At 64.9% G+C, this 21,286-nt stretch carries 20 protein-coding genes; 4 read left to right on the forward strand and 16 right to left on the reverse strand.

The genetic code is table 11. The features are described from left to right. Positions 1-92: 92 nt before the first annotated feature. From ACZBJS_RS04645 to ACZBJS_RS04690, 10 genes are all read right to left on the reverse strand, one after another. The gene (locus ACZBJS_RS04645) at positions 93-1,802 is read right to left on the reverse strand and encodes a pyrroloquinoline quinone-dependent dehydrogenase (protein WP_168855785.1); all 1,710 of its coding nucleotides are present in this window, start codon (positions 1,800-1,802) and stop codon (positions 93-95) included. A 403-nt stretch (positions 1,803-2,205) separates the two neighbouring features. After that, positions 2,206-3,144: a carbohydrate kinase family protein gene (locus ACZBJS_RS04650; RefSeq protein ID WP_316395277.1), complete on the reverse strand. Its 939-nt coding sequence runs from the start codon at positions 3,142-3,144 to the stop codon at positions 2,206-2,208. A gap of 10 nt (positions 3,145-3,154) precedes the next feature. Further along, on the reverse strand, positions 3,155-4,807 hold the full coding sequence (locus tag ACZBJS_RS04655) for an FGGY-family carbohydrate kinase (RefSeq protein ID WP_316395276.1): 1,653 nt from the start codon (positions 4,805-4,807) through the stop codon (positions 3,155-3,157). Between the two features lie 42 nt (positions 4,808-4,849). Then, complete coding sequence (locus ACZBJS_RS04660) at positions 4,850-5,623, reverse strand: SDR family NAD(P)-dependent oxidoreductase (protein ID WP_057019317.1); 774 nt, start codon at positions 5,621-5,623, stop codon at positions 4,850-4,852. A 93-nt stretch (positions 5,624-5,716) separates the two neighbouring features. Continuing rightward, positions 5,717-6,724 carry an ABC transporter ATP-binding protein gene (locus tag ACZBJS_RS04665; protein ID WP_057019230.1) on the reverse strand — a complete coding sequence of 336 codons (1,008 nt, stop codon included), beginning with the start codon at positions 6,722-6,724 and terminating at the stop codon, positions 5,717-5,719. 16 nt (positions 6,725-6,740) lie between these two features. After that, positions 6,741-7,571, reverse strand: a complete 831-nt coding sequence (locus tag ACZBJS_RS04670; RefSeq protein ID WP_028334898.1) for a carbohydrate ABC transporter permease — start codon at positions 7,569-7,571, stop codon at positions 6,741-6,743. A 4-nt stretch (positions 7,572-7,575) separates the two neighbouring features. Continuing rightward, positions 7,576-8,448, reverse strand: a complete 873-nt coding sequence (locus tag ACZBJS_RS04675) for a carbohydrate ABC transporter permease (RefSeq protein WP_316395275.1) — start codon at positions 8,446-8,448, stop codon at positions 7,576-7,578. Between the two features lie 136 nt (positions 8,449-8,584). Then, positions 8,585-9,898 carry an ABC transporter substrate-binding protein gene (locus ACZBJS_RS04680; protein ID WP_316395274.1) on the reverse strand — a complete coding sequence of 438 codons (1,314 nt, stop codon included), beginning with the start codon at positions 9,896-9,898 and terminating at the stop codon, positions 8,585-8,587. A gap of 367 nt (positions 9,899-10,265) precedes the next feature. After that, a complete protein-coding gene (locus tag ACZBJS_RS04685) occupies positions 10,266-11,219 on the reverse strand; it encodes a sugar-binding transcriptional regulator (RefSeq protein ID WP_076830623.1) in 954 nt (317 codons plus the stop codon). Between the two features lie 9 nt (positions 11,220-11,228). Then, a complete protein-coding gene (locus ACZBJS_RS04690; protein WP_229190986.1) occupies positions 11,229-11,894 on the reverse strand; it encodes an HAD family hydrolase in 666 nt (221 codons plus the stop codon). 114 nt (positions 11,895-12,008) lie between these two features. Between ACZBJS_RS04690 and ybaL the strand changes: the two genes are divergently transcribed. Together ybaL and ACZBJS_RS04700 are read left to right on the forward strand one after the other, a co-directional pair. Further along, a complete protein-coding gene (gene ybaL, locus ACZBJS_RS04695) occupies positions 12,009-13,730 on the forward strand; it encodes a YbaL family putative K(+) efflux transporter (RefSeq protein WP_316395273.1) in 1,722 nt (573 codons plus the stop codon). Between the two features lie 61 nt (positions 13,731-13,791). Continuing rightward, positions 13,792-14,025, forward strand: a complete 234-nt coding sequence (locus tag ACZBJS_RS04700; protein ID WP_028343292.1) for a hypothetical protein — start codon at positions 13,792-13,794, stop codon at positions 14,023-14,025. Between the two features lie 260 nt (positions 14,026-14,285). Here the strand turns inward: ACZBJS_RS04700 and ACZBJS_RS04705 are convergent, their stop codons facing one another. The 6 genes from ACZBJS_RS04705 to ACZBJS_RS04730 all read right to left on the reverse strand — a co-directional run bounded on the left by ACZBJS_RS04705 (position 14,286) and on the right by ACZBJS_RS04730 (position 17,886). Then, positions 14,286-14,510: a hypothetical protein gene (locus ACZBJS_RS04705; protein WP_016843345.1), complete on the reverse strand. Its 225-nt coding sequence runs from the start codon at positions 14,508-14,510 to the stop codon at positions 14,286-14,288. A 64-nt stretch (positions 14,511-14,574) separates the two neighbouring features. Then, positions 14,575-14,850, reverse strand: coding sequence for a chaperone modulator CbpM (locus tag ACZBJS_RS04710; RefSeq protein WP_057019224.1), 276 nt, complete (start codon positions 14,848-14,850; stop codon positions 14,575-14,577). After that, on the reverse strand, positions 14,847-15,749 hold the full coding sequence (locus ACZBJS_RS04715) for a DnaJ C-terminal domain-containing protein (RefSeq protein WP_316395272.1): 903 nt from the start codon (positions 15,747-15,749) through the stop codon (positions 14,847-14,849). Before ACZBJS_RS04715 ends, ACZBJS_RS04710 begins: the two co-directional genes overlap by 4 nt. Before the next feature lie 125 nt (positions 15,750-15,874). Continuing rightward, positions 15,875-16,057: a hypothetical protein gene (locus ACZBJS_RS04720; RefSeq protein WP_057019222.1), complete on the reverse strand. Its 183-nt coding sequence runs from the start codon at positions 16,055-16,057 to the stop codon at positions 15,875-15,877. 83 nt (positions 16,058-16,140) lie between these two features. Then, entirely contained in the window at positions 16,141-17,565 is a 1,425-nt protein-coding gene (locus ACZBJS_RS04725) for a YXWGXW repeat-containing protein (RefSeq protein ID WP_316395271.1), read from the reverse strand. 96 nt (positions 17,566-17,661) lie between these two features. Further along, positions 17,662-17,886 carry a hypothetical protein gene (locus ACZBJS_RS04730; protein ID WP_141340045.1) on the reverse strand — a complete coding sequence of 75 codons (225 nt, stop codon included), beginning with the start codon at positions 17,884-17,886 and terminating at the stop codon, positions 17,662-17,664. Positions 17,887-18,233: 347 nt separating this feature from the next. Here ACZBJS_RS04730 and clpB point away from each other — a divergent pair, with 347 nt between their 5' ends. Then, complete coding sequence (gene clpB / locus ACZBJS_RS04735; protein ID WP_316395270.1) at positions 18,234-20,846, forward strand: ATP-dependent chaperone ClpB; 2,613 nt, start codon at positions 18,234-18,236, stop codon at positions 20,844-20,846. A 100-nt stretch (positions 20,847-20,946) separates the two neighbouring features. After that, positions 20,947-21,201, forward strand: a complete 255-nt coding sequence (locus ACZBJS_RS04740) for a DUF2171 domain-containing protein (RefSeq protein WP_057019219.1) — start codon at positions 20,947-20,949, stop codon at positions 21,199-21,201. Positions 21,202-21,286 lie beyond the last annotated feature (85 nt).

Raw genomic sequence — 21,286 nt, forward strand, 5'->3', positions numbered from 1 at the left:
TGGACCTTTTATCCGACCAAAACAGAGGCGGGACCGAACCGGTCCCGCCTCGCCGTCAATGTTTGCACGCGTGATGATGCATCAGGCCCGGCTCAGTCGAGCGTGAAGGCGATGATGTTGTTGCCACGCTTGTAGTCGAGCTGGGTGTTACCGCCCGCGCCGACCACGATATATTGCTTGCCGCCGACCATGTAGCTCGACGGCGGCGCGTTGACGCCGGCGCCGGCGCGGAAGCTCCACAGCTCCTTGCCGTTCGACGAATTGTAGGCCGCGAACTTGCCGTTGCCTTCGCCGGTGAAGACCAGGCCGCCGGCGGTGGCGAGGATGCCGCCGATCATCGGCTCGGGCGTGTTGACCTGCCATTTGATCTTGCCGTTGTTGTAGTTCACCGCGGTGATGTTGCCTGCCTGCTTCTCGCCCGGGATCACCTTGAAGGCGCCGCCCAGCCAAAGCTTGCCGTTCGGATAGGCCGAGCTTTCGACGTGGTAGGTCATCGGCTGGTGCAGATTGATCGCGTAGGCCAGCTCCTGTCCCGGATCGGTTGCGATCGGCGACCATTCGACGCCGCCATTGGCGCCGGGCAGCATGCGCGCGCCTTCCTTGGTCGGCAGCACCCACATGTTCTCCTGCGGCACCATCGCCTCGGAGAAGCGGATCAGGCTGCAATCCTTGCGATCGTGCACATAGATGTGCCCGGTCTTGCCGGCATGGATGACGCCGGGAATCGTCTTGCCGCTCTTGTCCTTGACGTTGACCAGCACCGTCGGGCTGACCGCGTCGAGGTCCCAGACGTCATGGGCGATGTACTGGAAGTGGCAGACATACTTGCCGGTGTCGAGATCGAGCGAGACCAGCGAATTGGTGTAGAGGTTGTCGCCGGGCCGGTTCGACCCGTCGAGGTCGGGCGACGGGTTGCCGACGACGAAGTAGATCCGGTTGGTCGCGAGATCGACCGACGGGTTCTGCCACACGCCGCCACCGAGCTTGGCATAGGGATCGCCGATCTTGGCGAGCATGTCCTTCTCGGCCTGGATATTGCGATGCATGTCACGGCCGGTGGCATCCTTGGTCGCCCAGACACCGACGGAGTTCTCCGGAATGGTGTGGAAATTCCAGAGCTGCTTGCCGGTCTTGGCGTCATAGGCGCGCACGAAGCCGCGGATGCCGTATTCGCCGCCATTGGTTCCGATCAGCACCTTGTCCTTAACCACGGTCGGCGCCATCGTCTCGCTGTAGCCGAGCTCGGGATCGGCGATGTTGGTGGTCCAGACCACCTCGCCGGTCTTGGCGTTCAGCGCCATCAGCTTGGAATCGAGCGTCGCCAGATAGACCCGGTCGCCGAGCACCTGGACGCCGCGATTGTTGGGACCGCAGCAATAAACCGTGATCGGGCCCATCTTGTGGGCGTAGTGCCAGAGCTGCTGACCGGTCTTGGCGTCGAGCGCATAGACATGGCTGAACGACGTCGTGACGAACATCACGCCATCGACGACGATTGGAGATGTCTCAAGCGATTCCTTGACGTCGGTCTGGAAGATCCATGCGACGTGCAGGTCCTTCACATTGTCCCGGCTGATCTGCTTGCCCGGATAGAATCGCGTCTGGGCATAGTTGCCGTTGGTGAGCAGGAAATCCCTGCTGTTCTTGTCGGCGGCGTTGAGCTGCTCCTGGGTTACCGGAGAAACATTGGCGTTGCCGAGGACCGACTGCTTCTCCTGCTTGACTTCCTGCGCGATGGCGGCGCCCGACAACAGGCCAACGCCGAGCGCGGCGGCGAATGCCGCAATCCCTCTCACATACATATCTTCCCCCGTTGTTTCTTGGCAATATTAGGGATGCGTGTCTGCTACTTCCCTTCGAGGCCCGGTCGCCCTGGCGAGCCCGCAACCCGTTGCGTGGCCTGGTTGCGCTGCAATAGACGATCAAAAAAGGACGAAGACAGGTATCGATGGATGGATTCCATGTTAGCGCGGTCTTTCACAAAGACAACCGATGCGCTCAATGCGAAGCCGAAGCAGCATGACTTCGCACGATCGAAATGCAGCGATCGCGGGTTGGCATCAAATCCGAGCGATATCGGGTGCTTCGGACGCTTTCACGCATCGCCGGGCAGATTTGCCTTCGCAGGCGCAGCACGCAAAATGAGACTAAGCGTCAAGCGACGGCATCGCGCGGGAGGCCGCGCCGGCTGAGGCCCTGCATGGCTTACCAATAGTCGGCCGGCAACTCCCGGCTGCGCGGCGGATCGGCGCCGGGCCGCGTGCAGGTGAAAGCGGCGCATTTGCAGGCAAAGGACAACGCACGGGTCAGCTCGGCTGCGGAGACGTCGCGCAACTGCGGCTGCGCGATCCGGTCCAACCGATGCAACGCGGCGAGCAGCGCCGCCTGAAAGCTGTCCCCGGCGCCGATCGTATCGACGACGTTGACCACCGGCGCTTCGGCCGCGATCGGTCCTGCCTTGCGATGCCAGGCGCAAGCGCCATCATTGCCGCGCGTAATGACGACGAGCGATGCGCCGCCCGACAGCAGCGTCTCGGCCCGCGCAGCATGGGCCTCGTCACCGAACAGATAGGCGAAGTCGACGTCGGACATCTTTACGATGTCGGCCTTGCCGCAGAACGCCAGCATGCGCGCGCGATAGGCGTCCTTGTCCTTGACGAGGTTCGGTCGGCAGTTCGGATCGAGCGAGATCGTCACGTTCGGACGCGCATCCTCGATCAAGGCCAGCGTCTCCGCCGCACCCTTGTCATGGACCAGCGTGGTCGAGCCGGTGTGCACGCAGGTGACGCCGTCAAGAGCGACCGCATCGCGCCGATAGGTCCAGTTCCGCGACGCGGTGTCGGCGTCATAGAAGGCGTATTGCGTCTCGGTGCCGGTAACGCGCGCAAAGGCCAGCGTGGCCTGGCGATTGCTCCGCGTGGCGCGACGAAGATCGACGCCGGACGCCGCGGCATGATCGGCGATCATCCTGCCGAAGATGTCGGTCGAGATGCCGCCGACAAAGCCGGTGGGAACATCGAGCCGGGCGCTGCCAATCGCGATGTTGAGGCAGGAGCCGCCGACGGCGGGCGTCAAGGCCTCACGTCCGTCCGCCGTCTTCGACGGCAGGAAATCGATCAGCGCATCTCCGCAACTCAGCAGCATGGGGCAAACCTTACGTCGGCGCTTCGCCGGGCACCCGCCTCATCGCCTCGCGGCTGTCGCGGTCAAGCTCTCGCAGCATCTTGTGCACGCCGCGCTTCTTGCGGTGGAACTCGGCGAGCTCCGGCCTGGTCGGCTCGCTCAACCGTCCAAGCGCCGACATGCCGGCCATCGCCGCATTGATCGAGTTGTGCGCGCCGCTGGCGACCGCGCCCAGCATCGCGGCGCCGAGCAAGACGGGTTCTTGGGTCTGCGGCAGTGCCACCGTGTAGCCTGTCGTGTCGGCCATGATCTGGCGCACCAGGGGGCTGCGACTCGCGCCGCCGCCGATCACGATGGTCTTGCCGTTGAGGCCATGCGCCTGCAAGGCGTCGATGACGTCGGCAAGGCCATAGGCCAGCCCGCACAGACCGGCGATGAACAGCCGCTCCAGCGCCGACACGTCGGTGTCGAGATCGAGCCCCGCGATCACCGCGCGCGAGCCGGGATCGGCATAGGGCGAACGGTTGCCGAGGAACTCCGGCAGAACGTGAACGTTGCGCGCGAGCAACGCCGCAGCACCGGCATTGCCGCTGCGCGCCAGGATGCGCCTCTCGAGATATTCGATGACGTCGACGCCGTCGGTCTTCGCCGCGAGCGCAACCTCGGCATGCGCCGGATGCGACTTGAGCAGGTGATCGATCGCGGCGCCCGCCGCCGATTGGCCGCCCTCGTTCAGCCAGAAGCCCGGCACCATGCCTTCGAAATACGGGCCCCAGACGCCGGGCACGAAGCAGGGATCGACCGTCGTCGCCATGATGCAGGCCGACGTTCCCATGATGTAGGCGAGCCGTTGGCAGACATCGACCTCGGCGCCGGAGCCATCGCGGCCGCCGATCGCGCCGACGCCGCCGGCATGGGCATCGATCAGGGAGGCACCGACCGCGGTTCCCGGCAGCAGGCCGAGATCGCGCGCGGCATCCTCGGACAGCCCGCGACCGAGCGGCGAGCCGGGCGGCACGATCTCGCTGCCGATCCGCCCAAAACGGTCGGCCGCGAGCGCCTCGAGCCCGACCCGCTTGAAAAAGGATTCGCTCCAGCCGCCCTCGCCGGCGACATAGGTCCATTTGCAGGTGACCGTGCAGGTCGAGCGCCCCAGCGAGCCGGACGCGCGGAATGAGAGATAGTCGGCAAGATCGAAGAAATGCCCGGCGGCCTCGAAGGTCGCGGGCAGATGCCGCTTCAGCCAGAGGATCTTCGGGATCTCCATCTCCGGCGAGATGGCGCCGCCGACATAGCGCAGCACCTTGTCGCCGGTCGCGTTGACGAATTCGGTTTCGTCCATCGCGCGGTGGTCCATCCAGACCACGACATTGCGTACGGGATCGCCCGACGGGCTGACGGTGAGCGGCCGGCCTTCCCCATCCAGCACAACCAGCGAACAGGTCGCGTCGAAGCCGATGCCTTTGACGTGTTCGGCGGCAACCGCAGCCTCCCGCATCGCACCGCGCACGGAGGCGACGCAGGCCGCCCAGATGTCATCGGACGATTGCTCCACGATATCGCCGGGCTCGTGCCAGACTCGGATCGGATGCCGGGCCGACCCGAGCAGCTTCCCCGACTCGTCGAACACGCCCGCCCGGGCGCTGGTGCTGCCGACGTCCACCCCAATAAAGGCTTGCCGCATGACCGCTCTATCTTCCGTTGAGCACGATCCCCGGGCGCAAGCCTACCAGCAAGTGTAGCCGCCATCGACCAGAACGATGCTTCCGGTCATCAGGCTCGCCGCCTCGGACGCCAGGAACAGCACCACGGAGGCGATCTCGTCAACCTGCCCCATCCGCGCCATCGGGGTTCCACCGATCCAGGCGTCGTACATTCTGGGGCTGTTCTTCACGAAGGCGTTCAGCGGCGTCTCGATATAGGTCGGCGCCACGGCGTTGACGCGAACCCCGCGCGCGCCCCATTCGGCGGCGAGCGATTTGGTCAGGTGATGCACCGCGGCCTTGGAAGCGTTGTAGAAGCACTGTTCCTGCGGCTTGTTGACGATGAAACCGGACATCGAGCCGACATTGACGATGGTGCCGGACTTCGCCTTCAGCATGTGATTGCCGAAGGCGCGGCAGCACCAGAAGGTGCCGTTCAGGTTGACGTCGATGACGTTGAGCCAGTGCTCGTCGGTCACGGTTTCCGCCGGCGTCTCGCTGCGGGCGATGCCTGCATTGTTGACGAGAATGTCGACCTTGCCGTACTTGCCGACCAGTTCGTCGGCGACCGCAGCGACGCGACCGGAATCCGTCACGTCCATCAGCGCGATGTCGGCGTCAAAGCCCTTGGCCTTCAGCGCCGCCTGCGCGTCATTGGCAACCTTGGCGTCGCGATCGCCGATGATGACCTTGGCGCCGGCTTCGGCGAGCGCCTCGGCGCAGGCGAGCCCGATGCCCTGACCCGCGCCGGTGATGATGGCGGTCTTGCCGCCGAGCCTGAATTTTTCGAGATACATTTTCTTCTTCCTTAGCTTCTCTTTGAGCATGATCTGTTCGGAAAGCCGCTTCACGCTTTGCACTAACGCGGCCCTCCGGGTCCGGATCATGCTCTACGCGTGAATCGATTTTCCGCTGTCGTCGAAACGGTGGATGCGCGCCGGATCCGGGATCAGCGACACCCGGTCGCCGGGATGCAGGTCGAGCTCGCCGACATAGCGCGCGGTCAGCATTCCCAGCGGTCCGGCGTCGACATAGAGGAAGGTGTCGCTGCCGAGATGCTCGGCGACCGAGACGGTGCCGTGCCAGCCGCCCTGCCCGTCGCGCTCGACCTTCAGATGCTCGGGCCGTACCCCGATGGTCGCGGCGCCCTGCTGCTTGGCGATCTCACCGGTGACGAAATTCATCTTCGGCGAGCCGATGAAGCCGGCGACGAACAGGTTGGCAGGCTTCTCATAGAGCTCGAGCGGCGATCCGTATTGCTCGATCTTGCCGCCGTTCAGCACCACGATCTTGTCCGCCATGGTCATGGCCTCGACCTGGTCGTGCGTGACGTAGATCGCCGTGGTGCCGAGCTGCTTCTGCAACCGCGTCACCTCGAGCCGCATCTGCACGCGCAGCGCGGCATCGAGATTGGACAGCGGCTCGTCGAACAGGAACGCCTTCGGCTCGCGCACGATGGCGCGCCCGATCGCGACGCGCTGGCGCTGGCCGCCGGAGAGCTCGCGCGGCTTGCGGTCGAGATAGGGCGTCAGGTTGAGCGTCGCCGCGGCGGCCTCGACCTTGCGGTTGATCTCGTCCCTGGCGATCCCGGCCATCTTCAGGCCGAACGCGATGTTGCCGCGCACGCTCATATGCGGATAGAGCGCGTAGGACTGGAACACCATCGACAGCCCGCGCTTGGCCGGCGGCACGTCGACCACGTTGCGTCCATCGATCAGGATGGCGCCGCCGGTGACATCCTCGAGCCCTGCGATCAGCCGCAGCAGCGTGGTCTTGCCGCAGCCGGACGGACCGACGAACACGACGAAGGAGCCGTCGGCGATGTCGAGATCGGCGCCCTTGATGATGTGGACCGGCCCGAACGATTTTTGCACACCCTGCAGCGTAATCTGACCCATGGCAAAAGCCTTTCTGCTACTTGACCGCGCCGAAGGTCAGTCCGCGGACGAGCTGCCGCTGACTGAACCAGCCGAGCACGAGAATGGGCGCGATCGCGAGCGTCGACGCCGCCGACAATTTCGCCCAGAACAATCCTTCCGGGCTGGAATAGGACGCGATGAAGACGGTGAGCGGCGCCGCCTCGAGCGTCGACAGATTGAGGGTCCAGAACGCCTCGTTCCACGCCAGGATCAGATTGAGCAGCAACGTCGAGGCCAGCCCCGGCACCGCCATCGGCGTCAGCACATAGATCAGCTCGCGCCCGATCGTGGCGCCGTCCATTCGCGCCGCCTCGAGGATGTCCTTCGGGATCTCCTTGAAATAGGTGAACAGCATCCAGATCACGATCGGCAGATTGCCGAGGCACAGGATGAAGATCAGGCCAGAGCGGGTGTCGAGCAGACCGAAGGTGCGGTAGATCAGATAGATCGGCACCAGCACGCCGACCGGCGGCATCATCTTGGTAGACAGCATCCAGAGCAGCACGTCCTTGGTCCGCTTGGTCGGCGAGAACGCCATCGACCACGCCGCCGGGATCGCGATCAGCATCGCGATCAAGGTCGAGCCGCCGGCAATGATGATCGAGTTGAGCGCGTGGTGGAAATAGTCGCTGCGCTCCTGCACCGTGGCATAGTTCTCGGTGGTCCAGTGAAAGAACAGGAACGAGGGTGGGATCGCGAACGCCTCGAGCTCGGTCTTGAAGCTCGCCAGCACCATCCAGAGGATCGGGAAGAAGATCAGGAAGCCGACCAGCCAGGCCGCCGCCGTCGAGATCACCTTGCGCCGTGTCGTGACCATCCGCGCCATGACGTTACGCCTCCAGATTCCGGCCGACGATACGAACGAGGAAGAAGGCGACGATGTTGGCGAGGACCACCGCGACCAGGCCACCCGCCGAGGCGCTGCCGACATCGTACTGGATCAGCGCCTGCGAATAGATCAGGAAGGCGATGTTGGTGGTCTGCAGGCCGGGGCCGCCGCCGGTGGTGACGAAGATCTCCGCGAACACCGTGAGCAGGAAGATGGTTTCGATCAGGATCACCACGGTGATCGGGCGCGCCAAATGCGGCAGCGTGATGTAGATGAAGGTCGAGATCGCGCTCGCGCCGTCCATCTCGGCCGCCTCCTTCTGCTCCTCGTCGAGCGATTGCAGCGCGGTGAGCAGGATCAGGGTTGCGAACGGCAGCCATTGCCAGGAGATGATCAGGATCACCGAAAACAGCGGCGCGTCGTTGAACCAGTCGATCGCCGGCAGCCTGAACAGATGCGCGATCCAGGCGAACAGGCCCGACACCGGATGCATCAACAGGTTCTTCCAGACCAGCGCGCTCACCGTCGGCATCACGAAGAACGGCGCGATCACCATCAGGCGGACGATCGAGAGCCCGACCACCTGCTGGTCGAGCAGCAGCGCCAGCGGCACGCCGAGGATGATCGTGATCGCGAGCACCGAGCCGACCAGCACCAACGTGTTCTGCAACGAGGCGAGGAAGGCCGGATCGGTCAGGAAGTAGCGGAAATTCTCCAGCCCAACGAATGATTCAGAGCCGGGATCGAGCAGATTGTAATGCAGGGTCGCGAAATAGATCGTGAGCGCCAGCGGCACGATCATCCAGATGAACAGCAGCGCCACCGCGGGCGTGAGCAGCGTGCGTGCAAGCAGTTGGGTCTGCTGGGTCGCCATCCCCGCCTCCTTCTCAAGGAAAGGAGCGACCATCCCGCTGCGGGACAGGATGGTCGCAAGTGGCCCAGCTCGGGAGGTCTAAGCTGGTCGGGCGGCCAAGGCGGCTGTCGCGCCCCGGCTTTGTTTCAGGCGTGCTCTACTTGATGTAGCCCGCGCGCTTCATTTCGCGCTCGGTCACGGACTGGGCAGCGGTGAGCGCCGCATCGACGGTGGTCGAGCCTGAGAGCGCCGCGGAGAACTGCTGGCCCACCTGGGTGCCGATACCCTGGAATTCAGGGATCGCCGCGTACTGCACGCCGACGTAAGGCACCGGCTTCACCGTCGGCTTGTTCGGATCGGCGGCATCGATCGAGGCCAAGGTCAGCTTGGCGAAGGGGGCGACCTTCAGATAGTCGGGGTTCTTGTACAGCGAGGTGCGCGTGCCCGGCGGCACGTTGGCCCAGCCTTCCTTCGCGGCGACGAGCTTGGTGTAATCCTTGCTGGTCGCCCAGGCGATGAACTTCTCGGCCGCCTCGACCTTCTTCGAGCCGGCGGGGACCGCGAGACTCCACGCCCACAGCCAGTTAGCGTTCTTGCCGAGCCCGGTGTTCGGCGCCAGCGCAAAGCCGACCTTGTCGGCGACCGTGGATTCCTTCGGATTGCTGACGAACGACGCCGCCACGGTGGCATCGATCCACATCGCGCATTTGCCGGCGTTGAACAGTGCGAGGTTCTCGTTGAAGCCGTTGGAAGAGGCGCCGGGAGGGCCGGCCTGCTTCATCAGGTCGACATAGGTCGTCAGCGTCTTCTTCCATTCCGGCGAGGTGAATTGCGGCTCCCACTTCTCGTCGAACCAGCGCGCACCGTAGGAATTGGCCATCGCGGTCAGGAACGCCATGTTCTCGCCCCAGCCGGCCTTGCCGCGCAGGCAGATGCCATAGACGCCGCCCGACTTGTCGGTCAACTTCTTGGCGGCGTCGACCACGAAGTCCCAGGTCGGGCTCTCCGGCATCTTCAGGCCGGCCTTGTCGAACAGGTCGGTGCGATACATCACCATCGAGCTTTCGCCGTAGAACGGCGCGGCATAGAGCTTGCCGTCGACCGAGACCGCATCCTTGATCTTGGGCAGGAGGTCGCCGACGTCGTAATCGGCGCCGAGCTTGTCGAGCGGCACCAGCCAGTTCTTCTTGGCCCAGATCGGCACCTCATAGGTGCCGATGGTGAGCACGTCGAACTGGCCGCCCTTGGTGGCGATGTCGGTGGTCACGCGCTGGCGCAGCACGTTCTCCTCGAGCGTCACCCATTTGACGGTGATGTCGGGATTCTTCGCGGTGAATTCGCTGGTGAGCCCCTGCATGCGGATCATGTCGCCATTGTTGACGGTCGCCACCGTCAGCGTGGTCTGGGCGATCGAGGGGGCAGAGATCAAAACAGCAGCCGCGCCCGCAACGGCGCAAAGGACGTTTTTCAAGGTGACCTCCCTTATGTCACGTTGAGCATATGCCCACGTGTTGAGCGTATGTTCACTCCGTCGCCAAACTTTGTCAAGCACGCGGGAGCGCCGTCCCGCGCGTTTGCGGGTTCCACTGCACGCTGGAATGGAGGTGTTTGCGGAGATGAAGAAGGGCGCTGAGACCCAGAAGGCAACTTGATTTGCGGCCACAGCGGGACTGCGCTCCCTCGCCCCGTTCTTACGGGGAGAGGGTTGGGGTGAGGGGCTCTTTCCGCGCATACGAAGCGGACGAATGCGCGGAGACTCCCCCTCACCCGGATCGCATCTCCGATGCGATCCGACCTCTCCCCGCAAGCGGGGCGAGGTGAAGTACGACTCGTGGCGCCTAACGATCCAGCACCGCGCGCGCGGTGGCCTCATCGGTGATGAGGCCGTTGATCACCCGGCCCGCCAATGCGGCCTTGATCGAGGGCACCTTGGCGGCGCCGACCGCCGCGGCGATCGTGGTCGCTTCCGCGGGGATCTGCGGCGGGATGCTGGTCAGCCGCTTGTTGGTGCCGCCCTTGATCAGGCGGCCCTTGGCGTCATAGGCCCAGCCGGTCACCTCGCCGACCGCGCCGAGCCGCATCATCTCCAGCAGCTCCTCGCGGGTGACGAAGCCGTCGACATGGACCTGGGCCTTCTGGTCCATCTGGCCGATGCCGATCAGCCGCAGATCGGCCTTGGCGGCGACCGCCCTCACCCGCGCGATCGGGTCGATGCGCACCATGCGGTTGCGCTCGTCCTCGCTCGACATCAGGAACGGCAGCGGCATCGGGTAATGGCGCGCGCCGGTGCGGTCGGCGAGCCGTCCCACCGTGTCGTAGAAGCTCGCCGAGCCGTCGGCGGAGATGTTGCCGACCAGCGAGACGATCTGGTGATCGGGCCGCTCGATCGGCGAGACCCGCTCGACCGCGGCGCGCACCGCGCGGCCGGTGCCGAGCGCCACGATCACAGGCGTCTCCGAGCGCAGCGTCGTCTCCAGCAGATTGGCGCTGCGCTCGGCGATCCCTGCATTGGACAGCGGCGCCGCCGGATCGGTCGGCACGACGTCGCAATGCACCAGATCGAACCGCGCCTTCAGCCGGGAGGCCAGCTCCATGCAGGCCGCGATGGGGTGTTCGAGGCGAAACGTGATCAGCCGCTCCGCCAGGCACAGCGACACCAGACGCTGCGCGGAGGCGCGCGACACCTGCAGCATTTTCGCAATCTCATCCTGGGTGTGGCCCGCGATGAAATACAGCCAGCCGGCGCGCGCCGCATCGTCGAGGCGAGACTTTTCGTTGTCGGGCGCAGCCATCGTCTTGCGTCAGCCTTCCATCCAGAAATCCGTCATCGCGGCGAAGATTCGATCCGCCCCCGCTTGCCGCAGCAGAGCACTGCCATCCGCCAACCGATAGTGGGCGCCGCCGACAAATCCCCACACTTTCATGCCCGCCGCCTTCGCGGCCATCACACCGCTGACGCTGTCCTCGATCACGAGCGTGCGGCGCGACGCGGCGCCCATTGCGCTTGCCGCATGCAAGAACAGATCCGGGGCCGGCTTGCCGCGCTTGACCATCTGCGCGGTGTAGAGCCGCGGCCCGAAGCTGGCAGCGAGGCCGGTCAGCTCCAGCGAAAACTTCACCCGCTCGAGATCGCTCGATGAGGCGACACAATATGGCAGCCGCAATTCCTTGAGCACCGCCGCGATGCCGGCGATCGGCTTCAGCCGGGAGCGGAAGGTCTCACGGACCTGCAGCGCAAGGTCAGGCAGAAACGTCTCGGGCAACGGCTTTCCCACGCCCCGGCAGTAGTCGACCAGGGCCGCGGTGCTGCGGCCGAGGAAGAGCTCGAGCGCCCGCTCGGTGCTCATCCCGATGCCGGCCCGAACCATCGCCTCGGCAAGACAGCGGCAGCTCAGTTCCTCGCTGTCGACGAGCACGCCGTCGCAGTCGAAGATGACGAGATCAGTCTCGGGAAGCCGCGGATCCATCCCGACATGAGATCATATGCTCACGCCATGAGCAATAGATCACGGTTTCCGCGCGGAATGCCGCGCCTCAAATGGTCGCGGTGCACCGCCAGGGATGCTGTGCGACAAGGCGAAATGCCGCATGACACACCTCTGATCGCGACCGTCGTCGCGGGCCTCGGCCTCGCTTTTGTCTTCGGAACCATCGCCCAGCGCTTTCGGGTTCCGCCACTGGTCGGTTATCTGCTCGCGGGCGTGGCCGTCGGTCCCTTCACGCCCGGCTTCGTTGCCGATCAGGCGCTGGCAACCGAGCTGGCGGAGCTCGGTATCATTCTCCTGATGTTCGGCGTCGGCCTGCATTTCTCGCTAAACGATCTGTTGTCGGTGCGGGCGATCGCGGTGCCCGGCGCGATTGCGCAGATTGCGGTCGCCACATTGATGGGCCTCGGCCTCGCGCTCTTGATGGGCTGGACCGTCGGCGCGGGTCTGGTGTTCGGCCTCGCGCTGTCGGTCGCAAGTACCGTCGTGCTGTTGCGCGCGCTGCAGGAGCGCCGCCTGATGGACACCGAACGCGGCAAGATCGCGGTCGGCTGGCTGATCGTTGAAGACCTCGCCATGGTGCTGGCGCTGGTGCTGTTCCCGGCGGTGGCGAGCTTGCAGGGCGGCGATGGCGCGGCGCTCACCTCCGACCCCCTCGCCGCCCGTTTCGGTCTCGGGCTCACCGGCGTGCTGGTGCTGACGCTGATCAAGATCGCCGTGTTTATCGCGCTGATGCTGGTGGTCGGACGCCGGCTGATCCCGTGGGTCCTGCACTACATCGCGCATACCGGCTCGCGCGAGCTGTTCCGGCTGACCGTGCTCGCGATCGCGCTCTGCATCGCGTTCGGCGCGACCAAGCTGTTCGGCGTCTCGCTGGCGCTCGGCGCCTTCTTCGCCGGAATGATGCTGCGGGAATCGCCGCTCAGCCAGCGCGCGGCCCAGGAGACCTTGCCGCTGCGCGATGCGTTCGCGGTGCTGTTCTTCGTCTCCGTCGGCATGCTGTTCGACCCGATGAGCGTGGTCCGCGAGCCCTGGCCATTCGTCGCGACGCTGTTCGTCATCGTGGTCGGCAAGTCGATCGCAGCCCTTCTGATCGTCGTGCTGTTCCGTCATCCGATGGCAACCGCCCTGATGATCTCGGCGAGCCTCGCCCAGATCGGCGAATTCTCCTTCATCCTGGCCGAACTCGGCGTTGCGCTCAATCTGCTGCCGAAGGCCGGCCGCGACCTGATCCTGGCGGGCGCGATCTTCTCGATCATGCTCAACCCGCTGGTGTTCGCGGTCGTCGACTGGCTGACGTCGCGGCTCGAGAAGCCGCAGACCTCCTCGCCAACTGCCGCAGCTTCTGAACCAATCCCGGTCACTGAATTGCAGGATCACACCATCCTGGTCGGCTACGGCCGGGTCGGCAGCATCGTCGGCGATGCGCTGCATCAACGCAGCGCGCCGTTTCTCGCGGTCGAGGCGTCCGACGACATGGTCGCCAAGCTCAAGGAGCGTGGCATCGAAGCGCTGATGGGCAACGCCGCGCGCGCCAGCGTGCTGCGCGCGACCAATCCGGCCGGCGCGCGATCGCTGGTCATCGCCATTCCCGAAGCCTTCGAGGCCGGCCAGATCGTCGAACAGGCGCGCGCCGCGAATGCCGATATCCAGATCATCGCCCGTGCACATTCCGACGCCGAGGTCGATCATCTCAAAGCACTTGGCGCCGACATCGTGATCATGGGCGAGCGCGAGATCGCCCGCGGCATGATCGAGGAGCTCGACAGGGCGCCTCCGGCTGCTATGCGAACGGCCGAGCAGGATTCGGCAGCTTGAGATAGACTGCACCCACCGTACAGATGCGCGCCGCGCGTCACGCGATGAGGGAGATCGAGCGATGGCCTTCAAGAGCCCGCACGTATCGCTGGTGTCGTTCTCGGTCGAGATCGGCGCCGCGGACACGACAAACGTCATGCAGATCGAGACCGACTTGCATCTGAACACCCGTCATCCGAGCTATGACGCGGCCGCCGTGGAGCGGCTGGTGCGTGACGCACAAGCCTATCTCGCCGGCAACGCCGGCCAGGTCACCCGGATCCGACTGGTCTCCACCCGCGGCGGCCAGACCTGAAGCCTCATTATTTGAGCTCTTTGTTTGAGCGTGATCACCGCGCAAACGCTTTGCGTCTGTCGCGAGGGAAAACCGGCTTCCACTTTTCCGGATCATGCGCTAGTGTGCTGAATGCGAAGTTCGTGCAACTTCGCGGCAGCCACTTTCACGAACTTCGCATTCATAAAGCACACTAGAATCAGAAGTTTGCTAGTGTCCTTATCGAATCCGAAGTTCGCCCCGAAGGTGCGGCAAATGATGCGAACTTCGGATTCGGGACACTAGCCGCCAAGGAATGCCGGCGCGAGATCCTCCTGCACGATGATGTTGGCGGCTTCCGTCGTCAGTTCGCTGCCGACCAGGTCAAGATTCTTGGCGGCCTCGAACAGCATCGACCGGACGTCGTCCGGCGTCAGCACGCCTTTCGCGATCAGCTTGCGCACCAGCGCCTGCAGGATAAGAACGTCGATCTCGCCATGCGCCAGCGGCGTCGGCTTGTCCGTCATGATCGTCTCCCAGGCTGATCCCAAGGCTGAGTCCCAAGGCTGAGGTTCATCGCAAGTGAGGCGCCTAGCGCGGTGGTGACGCCATGTCCTTGTGCAATTGTTCGAACGCGCGGCGCAGGCCGTGCAGCTGATCGACCAGATGAAGGATGACGTCGATGCCCTCGTCGTTGACGCCGAAGTCGCCCTTCAGGTCGCGGATCAGATGCGCGCGCGCCACGTCGGTGTCGGAGAAGCTGATCTCGCTGGCGGTCTCGTCCGGCACCAGCCATTGCTGCTCGATCCAGAACTCCAGGGTCTGCACCTCCAGACCCGCATCGATGAGGAACTGCTGCTTGTTCATGATGAACCATCCTCGCGCGGATCGAATGCCTTTCGATCCCAGTTCGACACAAACGCCTCGAGCTCGGGATCGGGTCCCTTGGGCAGGACCACCTTGAGCTTGACGAGCTCGTCGCCATGGCCTCCGCCGACGCGGGGCGCACCCTTGCCGCGCAACCGCATGGTCGTGCCGGTGTTCGATCCCTTCGGAATCGTCATGGTCACGGCACCGGTCGGCGTCGGAACGCGGACTTTTCCGCCGAGCACCGCCTCGGACAGCGAGATCGGCAGTTCCAGCGTAATGTCGTCACCCTCGCGGGTGAAGCGCGGGTCGGGGCGAACTTCCACCTCGATCAGCGCATCGCCGGGACCGCCCTTGCCGCTGCCGGGCATGCCCTTGCCGCGCAGACGAATGATCTGGCCATCGACGAGCCCCGGTGGGATCGTCACATCGAGCGTACCGCCGTCGGGAAGCGTCAGCCGCTTGCTCGCACCGGTGATCGATTCCGCGAAGTCGATCGCGAGAGCGTAATGCAAATCGCGGCCGCGCCGGTTGGCGCGCGCCTGCTCGCTGCGCCGGAGCAATTCGGCGAAGGCGTCGTCCTGGTCCATGTAGTCGGCATAGCCGGAACTGTCGGCATAGGGATGCCCCGCATCCGCGGTGGCGAAATCCCTGTAGTAGCGATGCTGCGGCCGCTCGACGCCATCAGCATCGATCTCGCCGGCATCGAAGCGCTTGCGCTTCTCGGCATCCGAGAGCAGATCGTTCGCAGCAGCGACTTCCTTGAATTTGTCTTCGGCCGCCTTGTCACCCGGATTGAGGTCCGGGTGCAGCTTCTTCGCCAGCTTGCGATAGGCCTTCTGGATATCGGCCGCAGACGCCGTCGGGGCAACGCCAAGAACCTCGTACGGATTTCTCACAACCTGCTCCGCAACACCGTGAGTGCACCTGCAATCATGAGGGCGCAAAAGCAGGCGATTTGCAAGTGCGCAGGCGCGCCGCCCGGAAGCGGCCGACGCAGCATGCGCTCACGTGACATGACAAGTTAGGATGTATGTCCGGGGTCCAGATAAGTGGGCATGTTCTTTTGCTGCTGCGGCGTCATCTTGGCGGTATCCGCCTTGCCTGGCACGCCCCGCGGACCGAGCAGGGCGCGCTGCATATCGTCCTCGCTCAAACGCGGCTTGCCATCGTCGAGCTGTCCATCGCCGCCATGACTCTGTGCCATGACCAACCTCCCGTGATGATCGCTTGCACAGGCGGAACAATACCGCGCTCCGCCGGAACGAGCCAGCGGAGCGCGGACGTGCCTTAGTGTTGCTCCTGCCGCTTCTCCTCTGCGGGATGACCTGCCGCAGGCGCAGCATGCGGAGCGGCGTGCGGAGCGGCGTGCGGCTCCGGCCGTGCCGCCGGCTGGGGATGGGCGGCCTGCGGCTGCGGATGCGGCTCAGGGCGCGCCATCGTCTCCGGGTGCGCTTGCGGCTTCGCTGCTGGCTCCGGTCGCGCTTCGGGCCTCGCTGGCTCGGGCCGCGCGACGGGCTTCGCGGCAGGCTCGGGACGCGGCTCTTCCTTGCGCACCTCTTCGGGCCGCTTCTCCTGCACGGCAGGCCGCGTCGCTTCTGCAGGATGCGGCTCAAGCTTCGGCTCGGCGGCAGGCGCCGCGCGCTTCTCTTCGACCGTGGGCCTGTTCGCTTCGGCGGGCGGATGCGCCGCAACGCCCTTCTCGGGAACCGGAAGCGCGTGGGATCCGGCAGGCGCCGGCGCGGCAGGATGCGGCTCGGCCTTGGTCTCGGGAGCAGGTGCCGCGCGCTTCTCCTCCGCCGCGGGCTTGTTCGCCTCGGCGGGCGGATGCGCCGCCGGAAGCTCCTTTCCCGGGACCGAGAGCGCATGGGAGGCAGCCGGTGCTGCTGCGGGTGCGGGTGCGGCTCCCGGGTGCCCCGGCTCCCCGGCCGCCGGCCGTGCGGCGTTGGCAGGCACCGCCTCGCCGAGCGGCCGCGCGCGAACCACGCCCGGTCCCTTCAATTCGCCAGGACGCGCCGTTGCGGCGACTGCGGGCACGCCATTGTTGGTCCGCTTGAACAGGCTCGGATCCTGGCTTGCGGTCTCGACCTGCTTGCGTTGCAACGGCGTCGCCGCGAAGTGCTGCTCCTTGGCGACCGCGCGCTCGGCCGGCGTCGGCCGCACCTCGATGCCGCCGCGGCCGCCATTGTAGCTGACGTTGTTGACGGTGGTCTGATTGATCGTGACGTTCTTCTCGTAGACGTTGGTGATCCGCGCACCCTGCAGATTGTTCACGGTCCGATTGTAGAAGAAGTTGCCGTGATCCCAGCGGCCGCCTTCATAGCCCGACCCGCCGTAGCCGAAGCCGTAATTGATGCCACCGTAGAAGCCGACGCGATCACCCCAGTAGCCCTGATGGAAGATGAAGCCGCCGCCGAACGCGCCCCAATAACCAGGTGTCCACAGCAGCCCGACCCGCGGCGGCTGCACCCAGGTGCCCGGCACCCAGTAGTAATCGCCGCGATCCTCATCCCACGACCAGTTGCCCGGCGACCACATATAGCCGGGACCAGGCACCGGCGGCTGATCGTAGGTCGGCAACGGCGGCGGCGCGGTCTCGACGGCAGAGACCGGCGCGCATGCCGCATCCTGCGCGATTGCGGGCACCGCGGTCGCATAGAACAGCGCCGTGGCAATCGCTGCACACGACGCGGTCGAAAGGAGACGAGTTGTCATTGGGAGCCTCTTCGATGAGCACGTTCAACGTGAGACGGAACAAAGGTTCCGTGCATCGGCAATGCACCGACACACTTCATCGCTAGCGCCTTGACCTTACACCAGGCTGAAACGCATCGACGCAAACGGAAACGCGCTCATCCGGCTATTCATGGTCGGTTCAGAGCGCGCCGTGATGCAACGTTGCGCGATGCAGTGGAACATCGCGCGTTGCTTCTCTGCATCATCGGGCGAGCTACGCGAAACGCGACGTGATCGATTCCGATAGCGTGTCCCGATCATGCCTTTGGCCTTTGTACGATCACGGCGATCCATGCTCATCCAGCACTCGCTTCGCGAGCCCGCCGATCCATCGAACCGCAATCAGCGCGACGCGTGCACCCGGCTTGCCCGCGCGGCCGTAGCAGTGCCCCCGGATGAGTGCCAGCGACGAACATCAGCCCTCACAACGGCTTAACCGAAGCATCCCAGCGAGCGCGCTGCGCGATTGACACTCCCCTGAAAGGACCACACGATGCGAGATGCGGCAGCCTTTGGCCCGCGGTTTTCCGCCGGCGCAATTGCACGGGGCTGTTGCATGATGGATGTCATCGTTCCGCCATCTGTCGCCGACGGAACTGCGTGGCATAATGGATCTCGACGAGCCTGCGTTGCCTTGAGGTGCCACGATGAACATAGAAAAATATACCGATCGCGTTCGCGGTTTCATTCAGTCGGCGCAATCGCTCGCGATGCGCGAGGGGCATCAGCAGTTCTCGACGCTGCACATCCTGAAGGTGCTGCTCGACGACAATGAGGGCCTCGCGGCCGGCCTGATCGACCGCGCCGGCGGCAATTCGCGCGCGATCCTCAAGGCGACCGAAGACGCGCTGGCGAAGATACCGAAGGTCAGCGGCGCCGGCTCCGGACAGATCTATCTGGCGCCCGAGACCGCGCGCGCCTTCGCGGCGGCGGAACAGGCCGCCGACAAGGCCGGCGACAGTTTCGTCTCCGTCGAGCGCCTGCTGCAGGCGCTCGCAGCCGACAAGGACAGCGAGGCCGGCAAACTGCTCGCCAAGGGCGGTGTCAATCCGCAGAACCTGAATGCGGCCATCAACGCGCTGCGCAAGGGCCGCACCGCCCACAGCGCATCGGCCGAGAACGCCTATGACGCGCTGAAGAAATACGCCCGCGACCTCACCCAGGCCGCGCGCGACGGCAAGCTCGACCCGGTGATCGGCCGCGACGAGGAGATCCGCCGCACCATCCAGGTGCTGTCGCGGCGGACCAAGAACAATCCTGTGCTGATCGGCGAGCCCGGTGTCGGCAAGACCGCGATCGTCGAGGGCCTCGCGCTGCGCATCGTCAACGGCGACGTGCCGGAAAGCCTGCAGGACAAGGCGCTGCTCGCGCTCGATCTCGGCGCGCTGATCGCCGGCGCAAAGTATCGCGGCGAGTTCGAGGAACGGCTCAAGGCAGTGCTGCAGGAAGTGACCTCGGCCGAGGGCGGCATCATCCTGTTCATCGACGAGATGCACACGCTGATCGGCGCCGGCAAGGGCGACGGCGCGATGGACGCATCCAACCTGTTGAAGCCCGCGCTCGCTCGCGGCGAGCTGCATTGCATCGGCGCCACCACGCTCGACGAATACCGCAAGCATGTCGAGAAGGATGCAGCGCTGGCGCGGCGCTTCCAGCCGGTGTTCGTCTCCGAGCCGACGGTCGAGGACACCATCTCGATCCTGCGCGGCTTGAAGGACAAATACGAGCAACATCACGGCGTGCGCATCGCGGATTCGGCGCTGGTTGCAGCCGCGACGCTGTCGAACCGCTACATCACCGACCGCTTCCTGCCCGACAAGGCCATCGACCTGATGGACGAAGCGGCCGCCCGGCTGAAGATGCAGGTCGATTCCAAGCCGGAAGAACTCGACTCGCTCGACCGCGAGATCATCCGGCTGAAGATCGAGCAGGAGGCGCTGAAGAAGGAGACCGATCTCGGCTCCAAGAGCCGCCTGCAGACGCTCGAGAAGGATCTCACCGACCTGGAAAAGAAATCGGCGGACATGACTTCGAAATGGCGGTCGGAAAAGAGCAAGCTCTCCGATGCGCAGAAGATGAAGGGCGAACTCGAGCAGTTGCGTACCGAGCTTGCCAATGCGCAGCGCAAGGGAGAATTCCAGAAGGCCGGTGAGCTGGCCTATGGCCGGATTCCCGAGCTCGAGAAGAAGCTCGCGGCGGTCGAAGCCAGCGAGACCTCGTCCGCCAGCGAGACCGTGACCGCCGACAACATCGCGCAGGTGGTGTCGCGCTGGACCGGCGTGCCGGTCGACAAGATGCTGGAAGGCGAGAAGGACAAGCTGCTGCGCATGGAGGAGATGCTCGGCAAGCGCGTCGTCGGCCAGGCCGAGGCGGTCCGCGCGGTGTCGACCGCGGTGCGCCGCGCCCGCGCCGGCCTGCAGGACCCCAACCGGCCGATCGGCTCGTTCATGTTCTTAGGTCCCACCGGCGTCGGCAAGACCGAGCTTGCGAAAGCGCTTGCCGAATATCTGTTCGATGACGAGACCGCGATGATCCGCCTCGACATGTCCGAATACATGGAAAAGCATTCGGTCTCGCGGCTGATCGGCGCGCCTCCCGGTTATGTCGGCTATGACGAGGGCGGTGCCCTGACCGAAGCGGTGCGGCGGCGGCCTTATCAGGTGGTGCTGTTCGACGAGATCGAGAAGGCGCATCCCGACGTCTTCAACGTACTGCTGCAGGTGCTCGACGACGGCCGTCTCACCGACGGCCAGGGCCGCACCGTCGATTTCCGCAACACGCTGATCATCATGACCTCGAACATCGGCGCCGAGTATCTGGTCAACCAGCCGGAAGGCCAGAGCACGAGCGCGGTGCGCGAGCAGGTGATGAACATGGTACGGGCGCACTTCCGGCCCGAATTCCTCAACCGGATCGACGAGATCATCCTGTTTCACCGGCTGCAGAAGAGCGACATGGGCCGCATCGTCGAGATCCAGTTCTCGCGGCTGCGCAAGCTGCTCGAGGATCGCAAGATCGAGCTGGAGCTCGACCCGAAGGCGCGGGACTGGCTCGCCGAGAAGGGTTGGGATCCGGCTTACGGCGCCCGCCCGCTGAAGCGGGTGATCCAGCGCAGCGTGCAGGATCCGCTGGCGGAGATGATCCTTTCCGGCGATGTGCGCGACGGCTCAGAGGTAAAACTCTCGGCCACCAAGGCCGGCCTCACCTTCAACGGCAAGAAGCCGGAGAACGCGGCGGCGGACGAATTCGAACCGGTGTGAGACAGGCCGGATCGCCAACGACGCGCTGTCATCGCCGCGTCGTCTGCCGGCATCATATGCAAGCCGAATATACAAGCTGACCTGCAACCAGGAGAGCGCCATGACGCAGCACAAGATCAAGGACAACATGGAGGTCATCGGCGCCGATGGCGTGCATGTCGGCACCGTCGATCACGTCGAGGGCAACCGCATCAAGCTCAAGAAGAGCGAGAGCGACGGCTTCCACAAGGGCCATCACCACTTCATCGAGCTCGGCTTCGTGGCGGGTGTCGAAGGCTCCAAGGTTCGGCTCTCGGCCAACGCCGCGATCGCGGTGACCCTCGAGGAAGAGAAGTCCGGCAAGCCCGTCGATTGAGACAGGCACCTCTGCAAGAGCGTAAGCCATTCGAGCCCTTGTAAAGGTTCCAGCGGCATGCTCCTCTGACCCTGTCTGGACGCCG

This window comes from Bradyrhizobium sp. KZN70725, from assembly GCF_055264925.1.

What these genes read in the sequence shown, in the direction of transcription:
- ybaL (WP_316395273.1), top strand. Translation starts at nt 12,009, where the DNA reads ATGCCGCATGACACACCTCTGATCGCGACCGTCGTCGCGGGCCTCGGC.
- clpB (WP_316395270.1), top strand. Translation starts at nt 18,234, where the DNA reads ATGAACATAGAAAAATATACCGATCGCGTTCGCGGTTTCATTCAGTCG.
- ACZBJS_RS04655 (WP_316395276.1), bottom strand. Translation starts at nt 4,807, where the DNA reads ATGCGGCAAGCCTTTATTGGGGTGGACGTCGGCAGCACCAGCGCCCGG.
- ACZBJS_RS04645 (WP_168855785.1), bottom strand. Translation starts at nt 1,802, where the DNA reads ATGTATGTGAGAGGGATTGCGGCATTCGCCGCCGCGCTCGGCGTTGGC.
- ACZBJS_RS04720 (WP_057019222.1), bottom strand. Translation starts at nt 16,057, where the DNA reads ATGGCACAGAGTCATGGCGGCGATGGACAGCTCGACGATGGCAAGCCG.
- ACZBJS_RS04670 (WP_028334898.1), bottom strand. Translation starts at nt 7,571, where the DNA reads ATGGCGCGGATGGTCACGACACGGCGCAAGGTGATCTCGACGGCGGCG.
- ACZBJS_RS04740 (WP_057019219.1), top strand. Translation starts at nt 20,947, where the DNA reads ATGACGCAGCACAAGATCAAGGACAACATGGAGGTCATCGGCGCCGAT.
- ACZBJS_RS04730 (WP_141340045.1), bottom strand. Translation starts at nt 17,886, where the DNA reads ATGAGCATGGATCGCCGTGATCGTACAAAGGCCAAAGGCATGATCGGG.
- ACZBJS_RS04725 (WP_316395271.1), bottom strand. Translation starts at nt 17,565, where the DNA reads ATGACAACTCGTCTCCTTTCGACCGCGTCGTGTGCAGCGATTGCCACG.
- ACZBJS_RS04705 (WP_016843345.1), bottom strand. Translation starts at nt 14,510, where the DNA reads ATGACGGACAAGCCGACGCCGCTGGCGCATGGCGAGATCGACGTTCTT.
- ACZBJS_RS04660 (WP_057019317.1), bottom strand. Translation starts at nt 5,623, where the DNA reads ATGTATCTCGAAAAATTCAGGCTCGGCGGCAAGACCGCCATCATCACC.
- ACZBJS_RS04690 (WP_229190986.1), bottom strand. Translation starts at nt 11,894, where the DNA reads ATGGATCCGCGGCTTCCCGAGACTGATCTCGTCATCTTCGACTGCGAC.
- ACZBJS_RS04650 (WP_316395277.1), bottom strand. Translation starts at nt 3,144, where the DNA reads ATGCTGCTGAGTTGCGGAGATGCGCTGATCGATTTCCTGCCGTCGAAG.
- ACZBJS_RS04685 (WP_076830623.1), bottom strand. Translation starts at nt 11,219, where the DNA reads ATGGCTGCGCCCGACAACGAAAAGTCTCGCCTCGACGATGCGGCGCGC.
- ACZBJS_RS04700 (WP_028343292.1), top strand. Translation starts at nt 13,792, where the DNA reads ATGGCCTTCAAGAGCCCGCACGTATCGCTGGTGTCGTTCTCGGTCGAG.
- ACZBJS_RS04710 (WP_057019224.1), bottom strand. Translation starts at nt 14,850, where the DNA reads ATGAACAAGCAGCAGTTCCTCATCGATGCGGGTCTGGAGGTGCAGACC.
- ACZBJS_RS04665 (WP_057019230.1), bottom strand. Translation starts at nt 6,724, where the DNA reads ATGGGTCAGATTACGCTGCAGGGTGTGCAAAAATCGTTCGGGCCGGTC.
- ACZBJS_RS04675 (WP_316395275.1), bottom strand. Translation starts at nt 8,448, where the DNA reads ATGGCGACCCAGCAGACCCAACTGCTTGCACGCACGCTGCTCACGCCC.